9 protein-coding genes and 1 pseudogene are annotated in these 11,013 nt (G+C 64.9%); 6 read left to right on the top strand and 4 right to left on the bottom strand.

Annotation, left to right across the window (positions count from 1 at the left end; all coding sequences use genetic code 11):
* The 3 genes and pseudogenes from AC1DZ6_RS09605 to AC1DZ6_RS09595 all read right to left on the bottom strand — a co-directional run.
* A pseudogene (locus AC1DZ6_RS09605) lies at positions 1–361 on the bottom strand (metal ABC transporter permease); the annotation flags it as partial.
* On the bottom strand, positions 358–1,356 hold the full coding sequence (locus tag AC1DZ6_RS09600) for a methionine ABC transporter ATP-binding protein (RefSeq protein ID WP_477096963.1): 999 nt from the start codon (positions 1,354–1,356) through the stop codon (positions 358–360). The gene AC1DZ6_RS09600 and the pseudogene AC1DZ6_RS09605, both read right to left, overlap by 4 nt.
* A 187-nt stretch (positions 1,357–1,543) precedes the next feature.
* Positions 1,544–2,821: a Xaa-Pro dipeptidase gene (locus AC1DZ6_RS09595; protein WP_477096962.1), complete on the bottom strand. Its 1,278-nt coding sequence runs from the start codon at positions 2,819–2,821 to the stop codon at positions 1,544–1,546.
* A 222-nt stretch (positions 2,822–3,043) separates the two neighbouring features.
* On the opposite strand from AC1DZ6_RS09595, the gene AC1DZ6_RS09590 reads away from it, so the two are divergent.
* The 5 genes from AC1DZ6_RS09590 to AC1DZ6_RS09570 all read left to right on the top strand — a co-directional run bounded on the left by AC1DZ6_RS09590 (position 3,044) and on the right by AC1DZ6_RS09570 (position 8,188).
* The gene (locus tag AC1DZ6_RS09590) at positions 3,044–4,411 is read left to right on the top strand and encodes a tyrosine-type recombinase/integrase (protein WP_477096961.1); all 1,368 of its coding nucleotides are present in this window, start codon (positions 3,044–3,046) and stop codon (positions 4,409–4,411) included.
* 283 nt (positions 4,412–4,694) lie between these two features.
* Positions 4,695–5,894: a tyrosine-type recombinase/integrase gene (locus AC1DZ6_RS09585; RefSeq protein WP_477096960.1), complete on the top strand. Its 1,200-nt coding sequence runs from the start codon at positions 4,695–4,697 to the stop codon at positions 5,892–5,894.
* 711 nt (positions 5,895–6,605) lie between these two features.
* Positions 6,606–6,980: a hypothetical protein gene (locus AC1DZ6_RS09580; protein WP_477096959.1), complete on the top strand. Its 375-nt coding sequence runs from the start codon at positions 6,606–6,608 to the stop codon at positions 6,978–6,980.
* 338 nt (positions 6,981–7,318) lie between these two features.
* Positions 7,319–7,618, top strand: coding sequence for a hypothetical protein (locus tag AC1DZ6_RS09575; RefSeq protein ID WP_477096958.1), 300 nt, complete (start codon positions 7,319–7,321; stop codon positions 7,616–7,618).
* A 120-nt stretch (positions 7,619–7,738) separates the two neighbouring features.
* A complete protein-coding gene (locus AC1DZ6_RS09570) occupies positions 7,739–8,188 on the top strand; it encodes an antitoxin Xre/MbcA/ParS toxin-binding domain-containing protein (RefSeq protein WP_477096957.1) in 450 nt (149 codons plus the stop codon).
* Between the two features lie 301 nt (positions 8,189–8,489).
* Here AC1DZ6_RS09570 and AC1DZ6_RS09565 read toward each other — a convergent pair whose 3' ends face one another.
* Positions 8,490–9,116 (bottom strand): site-specific integrase, encoded by a 627-nt coding sequence (locus AC1DZ6_RS09565; RefSeq protein ID WP_477031570.1) that lies wholly within the window; start codon positions 9,114–9,116, stop codon positions 8,490–8,492.
* A gap of 646 nt (positions 9,117–9,762) precedes the next feature.
* On the opposite strand from AC1DZ6_RS09565, the gene AC1DZ6_RS09560 reads away from it, so the two are divergent.
* On the top strand, positions 9,763–10,866 hold the full coding sequence (locus tag AC1DZ6_RS09560) for a PAS domain-containing sensor histidine kinase (RefSeq protein WP_477031569.1): 1,104 nt from the start codon (positions 9,763–9,765) through the stop codon (positions 10,864–10,866).
* The last annotated feature ends 147 nt before the right edge of the window (positions 10,867–11,013 follow it).

Raw genomic sequence — 11,013 nt, 5'->3', positions numbered from 1 at the left:
TGTCCACCTCGCGCAGGGCGGTCTCGACCAGGCGCGCGAAGAACGGCGCCGCGCCGACCACCAGCGGCGGGATCGCGCCCGCCACGCCCAGCGAGGTGCCGACCAGGGCCACGGTCAGCGGGATCATCACGATCAGCAGGATCACGAACGGCACCGAGCGCAGGGTGTTGATCACCAGAGACAGCACGCCGTTGGCGGCGCGGTTCTGCAGCATCTGGCCCTTGCCGGTCAGGAACAGGATCACGCCCAGCGGCAGGCCCAGGATCACGGTCAGCACCATCGAGCCGCCCAGCATCGACAGGGTGTCCAGCGTCGCCTGGCCGATCTCGGACCAGTCGATATTGTCCATGAATCCGCTCATCGGCCCGCCTCCGTGACCATATCGACCCGCACGCCGTCGGCCTTGAACCGCGCGATCGCCGCCTCGACGTCGCCGCCGGTCAGCGACAGCGTCAGCTGGCCATAGGGAGTCTCGCGCAGGCGATGGATGCGGCCGCCCAGGATCGAATAGTCGACGCCGGTCTCGCGGGCCACCAGGCCCAGGATCGGCTTGTAGGTGGCCTCGCCGCGGAAGGTCAGGCGCACCACGCGGCCGCCGACCAAGGCGCCGTCGGCCGGGACGCCGTCGGCCTCCATCACRAACCGCCGGGCCGTGGCGCTGGCCGGGTGCAGGAACACCTCCTCGACCGGTCCGGCCTCGACCACCTTGCCGCCCTCCAGCACCGCCACCCGGTCGCAGACGCGGCGCACCACGTCCATCTCGTGGGTGATCAGCACGATAGTCAGGCCCAGTTCGCGGTTGAGGTTGGAGACCAGCTCCAGGATCTGCTCGGTGGTCTCGGGATCCAGCGCGCTGGTCGCCTCGTCGCACAGCAGCACCTTGGGACCCGTCGCCAGGGCCCGGGCGATGCCGACCCGCTGCTTCTGGCCGCCCGACAGCTGGGCGGGATATTTGGTGGCGAAGTCTGACAGGCCCACCCGCGCCAGCAGCTCGGTGGTGCGCGTCTTGACCTCGGCGTCCGGCCGACCGGCCAGCTTCAGCGGAAAGGCCACATTGCCGGCCACGGTCTTGGACGACAGCAGGTTGAAGTGCTGGAAGATCATCCCGACCCGGCGGCGCAGGGACCGCAGCCCCTCGACGCCCAGGGCCGCCACGTCGTCGCCGTCGACCACGACCTTGCCGCCCGACGGCTTCTCCAGGCCGTTGATCAGCCGGATCAGGGTCGACTTGCCCGCCCCCGAGGCCCCGATCACCCCGAACACCTCGCCGGGCGCGACCGAAAGGCTGACGCCCGTCAGCGCGGCGCGATCGCCGGCTCCGGCATAGGTTTTCGAGACGTCTTGGAAGGTGATCACGGGCGGGCTCGGGCGTTACGGAGCGGCAGCATTTAGGCGTTCGAGGCCGGCTTGGCGAGAGGCAGGCGCCTTGCGTCCTTCGAGGCTTCGCTTCGCTGCGCACCTCAGGATGAGGAAATCAGCAATAACGCTCCTCATCCTGAGGCGCCCGCGCRGCGGGCCTCGAAGGACGCACAGAGGCTGAAACCTACGGCCGCTTCACCACCGCCCCGCCCTTCATCACGAACACCGGCTTTTCCAGCGTCGTGACGTCGCTCAGCGGGTCGCCCGCCACCGCGATCAGGTCGCCATAGCGGCCGACGGCCACCTGGCCGACATCCTTCTCGCGGCCCAGGGCCTGGGAGGCGGTGATCGTCGCGGCCTGGATCGCCTGCAGCGGCGTCGCGCCATAGCGGACCATCACCGCGAACTGCTTGCCGTTCGTGCCGTGCGGATAGACCCCGGCGTCGGTGCCGTAGATCATCTTCACGCCCGCCTTCAGCGCCTTGCGGAAGTTCTCGCGCTGCACCTCGCCGATGTCGCGGTCCTTGCGCAGATTGTCCTCCAGCACGCCGTTCTTGGCGCCCTCGGCCTGGGTGTAGTCGGTGTTGTAGATGTCCATCGAGAAGTAGGCGCCCTTCGCGACGGCCAACTTGATGCCCTCGTCGTCGACCAGGCTGGCGTGCTCGATGGTGTCGACGCCCGCACGGATGGCGTCCTTGATGCCCGCCGCGCCATGGGCGTGGGCGGCGACCTTCAGGCCGGCCATGTGGGCCTCGTCGACGATCGCCTGCATCTCGGCCAGGGTCAGTTGCTGCTGGCCAGGCTCGTCGCCGCGCGAGAACACCCCGCCGGTCGCGCAGATCTTGATCACCTGGGCGCCGTACTTCTTCAGGGTGCGCACCACCTTGCGCGCCTCGTCCGGGCTGTCGACGTTGTAGGGGCTTTTCTGGTCCATCGACGGCGGGAAGAAGGTCGAGTCGCAGTGGCCGCCCGTCGCGCCGATGGCGTAGGTGGCGGTGACGATGCGCGGACCCGGCACGTAGCCCTCGTCGATCGCCTCGCGCAGGCCCACGTCGTCGAACTCGGCCGAGCCGACGTTGCGCACCGTGGTGAAGCCCGCTTCCAGGGTGACCTTGGCGTTGCGGGTCTGGACCACGCTCCAGAAGGCGTCGCTGTATTGCAGGCTGTTGTAGCCGCCGATCTCGGCGACGCTGTCCAGGTGGACGTGCATGTCGATCAGGCCCGGCAGCAGGGTCGCGCCCGGCAGCTCCACCACGGTGGCCCCAGGCGGAACCGCGTCGCCCGACTTGCCCACCGCCGTGATCCGGCCGTCGGTGACCACCACCTGCGGGTTGTCGACATACCGGCCCGTGGCCACGTCGAGCAGCCGCGCGGCGCGCACCACCTCGATGTCAGCGGCCTGGGCCAGCGGCGCGGCGCAGGCCGCCGTCAGGAAAGCCAGTGCGGCCAGTTCGCGCTTCATGATCACCATCCCCCAATCCCCCGCCCGGTACTCAGGCGGTCAAGAACGGTGACGCTATCACGCGCCCGCCGGACGTCGAGCCGCAACGGTCCCGTTTCGCGCCGGCGCCCCGAACGCGGGCGCCGGCGACGGACGGCCTTGGCGGGACTCGCCCCTCATCCTATACGGGCAGGACCAGCGCGGGCGTGGCGAAACTGGTAGACGCTACGGACTTAAAATCCTATGCGCTCCAAACCGGTCACCAAAACCCTCAATAACATCAATAAAAACAAGTCCGAAACGTCTGCTTCCAGCAAGCACACTGCTAGCACAAACGCCCAAAAAGCCGCAAAAGCCCTACTGAATAAAGGGGAAAATCGCCATCAGCTGATGGACGGCAAGGTGCAACTCTATCTGCGAAAGGGCAGTCCCCACTGGCAGTGCGCCTGCTCGATCGGCGGCCGCCAACAGCGCGCAAATACCCGCGAGGACAGCCTCAGCCGCGCCGCCGTCTTTGCCCGAGAATGGTACCTGGCGCTGATCAGCGCCGATCGCCCCGCGCTGAATGTCAGATCCGACAAAGCGTCAAAGCCGGCAAAGCCGGCTACGGTCCCCAGGGCCATCGCAGTGCCGGGCCCGCCTGTCAGGACGTTCCGGGAAGCTGCGCGACGCTTCATGATCGAGTTCGAGGCCATCACCCAGGGCCAGCGAAACGCGATCTATGTTCACGGTCACCGGCGGCGCCTGGCCAACCACCTGGTGCCGTTCTTCGGGGCCACGGCGGTGGACGACATCGGCGCCGGGATGATCGCCGACTACCGCATCCACCGCATGAGCAACGGACGTCGCGGCAAGCCTCCGGCCCGCAGCACGATGCACCAGGAGATCGTCTGCCTGCGCCAGGTGCTCAAGACCGCCATCCGCCACAAGTGGCTCGACCATCTGCCCGACCTTTCCGCGCCCTATGGGCGGTCGGGCAAGGTCTCGCACCGGGCCTGGTTCTCGCCTGAGGAATGGAGGACGTTCGACGCGGCCCTGCGCGAGAGAGCCAGGAACCCGCTCAAGGAACAGTGGCGAACCGCCACCGAGAATCTTCGCGACTGCGTGCTGTTCATGGTCAACACCGGGCTCCGTCCCGACGAAGCCCTCCGCCTGGAGTATCGCGACGTCGCCATCGTCGTCGATGGGGCCACCAGCGAGCGCTTGCTTGAGATCGCCGTGCGCGGAAAGCGCGGCGTCGGCTGGTGCAAAAGCATGCCCGAGGCCGTGGCGCCGTTCAGGCGACTGAAGAGCCGCAACGCCGGCACCCCCTTGGACAGGCTATTCCCCTCGCTTCAGAACGAGTTGTTCAACACAGTCCTGGGCGAACTGAACATGAAGGTCGATCGCGAGGGTCAGCGCCGAACCGCCTACAGCCTGCGCCACACCTACATCAGCACCCGCCTGATGAACGGCGCCGACATCTACCAGGTCGCCAAGAACTGCCGAACCAGCGTCGAGATGATCGAGACCTACTACGCCTCGCACATCAAAAACGTGATCGACGCTTCGGCGATCAACGTCCGCAAGGCCCCGCCCTCCCGCCAGAAGGCCAGCACCCCACCCGCCTGACCGAATGGTCGCCAAAGGCCGGAACCGGCCGACGCGACCATTGGCGAAGGGATGGACCGAACGGTCCAGCCCGGTGGCGTCCGCGCTCCGCACGGAGCGCAGCCATCGCCTCTCCACGGTGCTTGCCGCTAGCCCCTGTTTCCGCGCCGCGCCAGCGGCGCCGCGGAGGATCGCCAGTCAACGGATGGCTAACCGCAACTGGAAGTCAGCCGCTAATCTTTGGCTGGCAGATTTCCCGCCCTGGCGAGCGGAAGGCGGGGCGGTGACGGCGCGACACGGACTCATGGACGGCAAGGTKCAGGTCTATAAACGGCCTGGCAGTCCGCATTGGCAGTGCGCCTGCACAGTCGCTGGCCAGCAAAGGCGCGTCACCACGCGCGAGGAGAGCCTGGCGCGGGCCAAGGACGTGGCCGGCGACTGGTATCTGGGTCTGCTGGGCAAACTGCGCTCCGGCGAACTCAAGCCCGGCAAGACCTTCGCCCAGGCCGCCGACCGCTTCATCGACGAGTTCGCGATCATCACCCAGGGCGAGCGCAGCCCGATCTATGTCGAAGGCCATCGCCAGCGCATCAACAACCACCTCAACCCGTTCTTCGGAAGGGCCGTGGTGAGTGAGATCACCGCCGGCATGGTCCAGGACTACCGCATCCACCGGATGAAGGCCGGCCGTAACGGCAAGCCGCCGGCCCGCGGCACCCTGCACCAGGAGATCGTCTGCCTGCGCCAGGTCCTGAAGACCGCCCATCGTCATCGCTGGCTGGAGCAACTGCCCGACCTCTCGCCGCCCTTCAGGGCGGCGAGCAAAATCTCGCACCGGGCCTGGTTCTCGCCCGACGAGTACAAGCAGCTCTACGCGGCGACCCGAGAGCGCGCCAAGAACCCCACGGCGGAGCGCTGGCGCGACGCCAGCGAAACTCTCCACGACTTCGTGCTCTTCATGGTCAACACCGGCCTGCGGCCAGACGAGGCTCTGGGCCTGGAATATCGCGACGTCACCGTGGCGACCGACGAGGCCACCGGCCAGCGCATCCTTGAGATCGCCGTACGTGGCAAGCGCGGGGTCGGCTGGTGCAAGAGCATGCCCGGCGCGGTCATGCCCTTTGGCCGCCTCCAGGCGCGCGCTAACGGAGGCCCGAGGGACCGGCTGTTCCCCGCCCTCCCCCGACAGTTGTTCAACACCATCCTCGAAGAGCTGGACCTGAAGGTGGACCGCGAGGGGCAGAGGCGCACGACCTACAGCCTGCGCCACACCTACATCTGCATGCGCCTGATGGAAGGCGCAGACATCTACCAGGTCGCCAAGAACTGCCGCACCAGCGTCGAGATGATCGAGACCTATTACGCCTCGCACATCAAGAACCGGATCGACGCCTCGGCCATCAATGTCCGCAAGACCCGCGCCTCGCCCGACCGCTCGGCCAACGCCGCGGTGCGCCCGGGTCTGTCACGGACCCGTTCGAAAGCCTCGACGGCCAAGACCTAGCCGACTATAGCTCGGCTCGGTTTAGGCGGGCGTGGCGGAACTGGTAGACGCAACGGACTTAAGCCACAGGATTGAGTGCGCTCGGGGAAATCCGGGATGTAGAACTGCTCAAATTCGGGGAACCCTGTCAGATGGCGATCCCGAGCCAAGCCCCCTCTGGGGGAAGGTGTAGAGACTAGACGGGCAGCGCCTAACCTCCGACGTTCGGAGCACGGTGAAGGGATAGTCCAGACCACGAACGGCCCGATCATCGGGACGGCGGCGAAAGCCGAAGTGGTACGAAAATCCGTCAGCCGCAAGGCTATGCCGGTTCGATTCCGGCCGCCCGCACCACTTCACAAACAGACCTAGCGCAGACGCCTGAAGAGCCCCCTTCGGCACGACGAGGTTCGGCATGGGCGCCAATTCGTCCGTCACTCTTGGCCGTGACGGCCCCTCGACGGTGCAGCAAGCACAGTCGCTAGCGGTGTCCGCAACAACCCAACAAATTGACGATCAAGGCCCAGAGGGCGCCGTGGAAAAACACCCCTTTTGGGGTGGCACACATTACGCACACCTGCGGTTTTGATATAAGCCGTTGAAACATATTATGAATTCGATTTGCCATCGTGTGCGTATGTTATGCGCACATTTCGCGATTTTCGGCTAAGCCGTTGATGTTTCGCCAATAATGCGTGCGCAAGATATGCGTATAACAGCTGGAGACTGAACATGGCCGAGCGCAAACGCTTCCCTTTGAACATCACGCTTCATGAGGAGAGCCGCCAGCGTCTGACCGAACTGGCGAACCGGCGGCAGACCAATCTGTCCCAGGTTTTGGAGCAACTGATCGATGAGGCTTGGGACACCGAAGACAACTACATGATCAAGCAGGCGTCGCTACACTCGTTCGTCGGCGTGGCCCTGGCGATCGCCACGGCAAGACAGACACTAGGTCAGGAAAAAACCGACGCTATCCAGCGCGAGGCTGCCAGGGTGGCTAGGACATTGTTCGGTCAGCCGCCAAAGAAGCGCTTCAACATCCGCGACGGAATGGAGAACGACCCCCGTGTCGAAGCCTTGTTCGTGGCGTTCGAGGGAGACTGATCGCGAGCGTTTTCCCGCCGCGTTCTCCCTGAACATTCCTCGGGTGTTCGACCTAGCGGTCCGCGGGCTTTGCCGCCCCCCCAACGCCACCACAATTCGTACGTCGATACACGCCCAACCGCACAGGACCCACCTCGCTTAGGCCGTCCATAGATACCCATTCAGTTCGCAACGTCCGACAGCGTCACTACGCGATTACTCCCCACCGCGGGTTGCGCGCGACGGGCGATATGGCACTCTAGCTCCGCTGAGCGCCCCGTTCGCTCCCCCGGCACGGCCCTGCATGAGCGCCTTGATCCGCTCGCACTTCCCCCACAATCAGCTCAGCCGAGATCGCAATGACTCTTGCTTTGTTCGACGTCGCCAAATGCGAAAAGATCATGACCGATGCAGGTATGCCGCCCGCACATGCCCAAGCCGTAGTCGCCGCCACATCCCTTGCCCTAACCCAGGCGGTGGACACGCTCATCGCGAAGGCTGACCACGTCCATTTGGAACACCGCATCAACTTGGCCTTGGCCAAGCAGTCCATCGATCTGAGCATCATCTTTCAGAAGGATTTGGACAAACTGGCTTGGAGGATTTTAGGCGCCATCGCAGTCGTCAGCTACCTCTTCGTCCTAGCCGCCACCCTGTAGCCAGGCCGATCGGTCATCCCGTTGGAACGTCGATCAACTCCCAGATCGCTTTCTGTACGAGAGGGCCGGTGTACCGCTCTGACAAGTGCCGTGAGCGGCCTTTGGAGGCACTTCACCAGGATGGAAGAGCTCGACCTGATCGATCTAAATTACCTCATCATTTATGAGATGTCGGCCCACGACCGAATCAAAATCGTCAAGCGCGGGATCAGAGCTTCCGTGGCGAAGAGAATAATCGCCGATCTGGATATGCCGGAGGGTTCGACCTTTGCCGCCCTGAACATTCCGATCTCCACAGTGAACCGTAAGACCAAGACAGGTGGTGCGCTGCGTTCCGACGAGGGGGAGCGGTTCCTTGGCTTGGCGAAGCTGGTTGGTCAGGTGGAATCCATGGTCCAAGGCATGGATGAGGTCGAAAGGTTCGACGCGCGGGCGTGGACGTCGCGTTGGCTCAGAGAGCCCATGCCAGCATTCGGCGGCGCGACGCCCCTGGATTACATGGACACAATGGAGGGGCAGGCTCTCGTGTCCGACACCCTGGCCCGAACTCGAAGTGGGGCCTACGGGTGAGTAAGCTATCCTGGTGCGGCGCACCTCCGCGTCGACCCACGGCATTGAGGATCATGCCAAAGACATACACGATCATCAGATGCTGAAGGAAACCGACGACTAGATCACGGCGTATCGCCGTCGGTCAGCCGTGCCCCAACACTGCCCAGTCGCCCTTCATGTTGCCCGGCCCCATGTGGATCCGGATCAAGGTCGGAGCCGCGCCACTAGCGGACCTTGGGGCAGCTCCAGGAACACGACCTTCGCAGGGTTTTGCATGGAATGATCGCCCGTCGCTGACATGCTGCTTGAGGCGTGTAACCTACAAGTCGATGGCCTCAGACATCTCAAGCGCGTCGTCGACCTCGATGCCAAGATATCGAACCGTACTCTCCAGCTTCCGGTGCCCGAGGAGAAGTTGGCAGGCCCGCAGGTTGCCCGTTTTCTTATAGATCAGCGCGACCTTCGTTCGTCTCAGGCTATGCGTTCCGTAAGCCCGCGGCTCAAGCTCGATCATCGACACCCACTTACCGACAAGTCGGGCGTACTGTCGGGTGCTGACGTGCCCGCCCGGTCGGCTGCGGCTGGGAAACAGCCAGTCGTCGTATCGCCGGCCGCGAAGTTTGATCCAGGTGGCCAGAGCATCGCGCGTCGGCTCCGTGATCTCGAAGGGAACGGGCTGACCCGTTTTCTGCTGGATGATCGTCGCACGCGCTCGGATTAACCCGCCGGGCGCCACGTCGCTGACGCGCAACTTCACGAGGTCACACCCTCTAAGCTTGGCGTCGATCGCGCAGTTGAACATCGCCAGGTCGCGCACTCGCCCGTTAGCTTTCAGCTGCTGGCGAATTCCCCAGATGTGCTTTGGTTTGAATGGCGGCTTGGGGCCGATGATGCGGGCAGTATTCCAAGGCCGCTTAGGCGGAAGGAAGAGGTCAAATTGAGCCATGTTCGCCTCCTGCGAATTGGCCACATCCCTCGCCTCATTCTACCACGTTCAGCCCGGTACATTCAGGCGCCGCGGAGCGGCCTATAACGCTCATCCGATTTCCGGACATTAGCTCGCCGACGACAACGGCGATCTACGACCCTAGACGGACGTTGGCGTCCATGACGTCAATTGACGGCCTTTTGACTCGTTGCCGCCTTTGAAGGGCCGCGTGCCGGCACGCTCTAAGCCCATGCTATGCAAATCAGCGCGTCTGGCGTTGGCCGCCAATGGGGGAGACGAACCGCGCTTTCCCCGCCGCTCAGGAAGGCGTTATTCCAGGCGGCCGAAATCCACAACCTCACAAGCCATAACCCGGAGGAATAGCGGCGCCCCGATAGCTGTATTTCACCGGTCTTAGAAATCGCGCCACAGTTGCGTGAGGGTCGAGGTGTCGCCGTCCAAGAGTTTCAGGTCATCGGTTCATGGTTGGCAGGGGCGGCGATGGCGGCTTACGGGCCCCCGCCAACACCCCGGGAAGACAGACCCTTCTGTCGCCGCATGCAGGACAGCGACGCGGCGAGGTCGAGACAAGTTCGGAGGACGATGCATGCACGGACTTCTGGGGGGCTTTGGCCCAGGCAACGGCGTCAGGGCGCAAGCGACCATGAGCAGCCTGAGCGACGATATGAAGCCTCGCGGCCGGGCTGGAACCATCAGGCCGGCGGAAACCGCGTCCTTCCAGGAGCGATCCCTCCCGACGCGGCCCTCGCATGTCGCGGCCGGATCGCCGGACATCGTCCTGCTGGACGACGGCGGGCGGATCGTGGAGGTCAACGAGGCCTGGCGGAACACCTTCGCTGTCCAGGATGTCGCCCTGCGCGACGCGGGGATTGGCGCCCTCTACGTCGATGCGATTTGCGGCCTCCTGCCTGACCTCGACCGTCCGGCGCTCGAGTTCAGCCTGCGGCGCCTGCTGTCGGGCGACGCCGAAGACGTCCGACGCACCTATGCCCAATGGACCGTCCGCGGCTTGTGCTGGCGTCAGATGCGGATCACGCCGCTCTCGGTCGGCGCGAACGGCCGTTTCCTGGCGATCCATGACGATTTGACGGAGATGGTCAGGATGCAGGAAGCGCTCCGGGCGACCTCCGAGGAGCTGCTCACCGCCAGGGACGACGAGCGTCAGCGCATCGCCGTCGAACTGCACGACTCCACGAGCCAGAATCTGGTCGCCGCCGGCTTTGGCCTGGCGCGCTTGCGACGGGCCGTATGCCTGGGCGATTTGGCCGCGATCATCGACACTGTCGAGACGTCGCTGAACGAAGCCCTCAAGGAGACGCGGACCCTTTCCTACCTGATCGAGCCGCGCGACCTTGGGCCGGACGGCCTGTCGGCCAGCGTGCGCCAGTTCGTGGAGGGCTTTGCCAGGCGGACCGGACTAAAGGTCGTGCTGGAGGCGGACCGGGTGGTCGATTGCATTCCTCCACCGCTGCGGCACACCGCGCTGCGGATCATTCAGGAAGCCCTGCTGAACGCTCATCGGCATGCGCAGGCGCGCTGTGTCTCGGTCGAGCTTGGCGTCGTCAACGGCCGGCTCACGGTGTCCGTCGCGGACGATGGCCGCGGCATGGGATCGGGTCAGGGCGATCCGGTTCTCGGCGTGGGCATCCCCGGCATGCAGGCCCGCGTCCGACAGTTCTCCGGCCATTTGACGATCTCGAGCGATGAGTCCGGGACCAGCATCGTGGCCACGCTTCCGCTGGCGTGAAGCCGCGCGTCCGCGGCCGGCTCAGCCGCGCAGATCCTGCCGCTCTCGCTGGATCGCCTCGCCCAGTTCGACGGCGTAGCTCGTGATCTTGGCCAGGATGGGCGAGAAGCTGGCGGCCTGGGTCGTGTAGCAGCCGTAGCCCTGCAC

The sequence above is a fragment of the Caulobacter sp. P1_B12_2 genome (assembly GCF_056406675.1).
Note: the sequence above shows the minus strand (reverse complement) of the source record. Positions and strands in the feature narration are given on the sequence as shown.

Coding starts and splice junctions, on each gene's coding strand:
- AC1DZ6_RS09565 (WP_477031570.1), bottom strand. CDS start 9,116: ATGGCTCAATTTGACCTCTTCCTTCCGCCTAAGCGGCCTTGGAATACT.
- AC1DZ6_RS09575 (WP_477096958.1), top strand. CDS start 7,319: ATGACTCTTGCTTTGTTCGACGTCGCCAAATGCGAAAAGATCATGACC.
- AC1DZ6_RS09595 (WP_477096962.1), bottom strand. CDS start 2,821: ATGAAGCGCGAACTGGCCGCACTGGCTTTCCTGACGGCGGCCTGCGCC.
- AC1DZ6_RS09570 (WP_477096957.1), top strand. CDS start 7,739: ATGGAAGAGCTCGACCTGATCGATCTAAATTACCTCATCATTTATGAG.
- AC1DZ6_RS09590 (WP_477096961.1), top strand. CDS start 3,044: ATGCGCTCCAAACCGGTCACCAAAACCCTCAATAACATCAATAAAAAC.
- AC1DZ6_RS09580 (WP_477096959.1), top strand. CDS start 6,606: ATGGCCGAGCGCAAACGCTTCCCTTTGAACATCACGCTTCATGAGGAG.
- AC1DZ6_RS09560 (WP_477031569.1), top strand. CDS start 9,763: ATGAGCAGCCTGAGCGACGATATGAAGCCTCGCGGCCGGGCTGGAACC.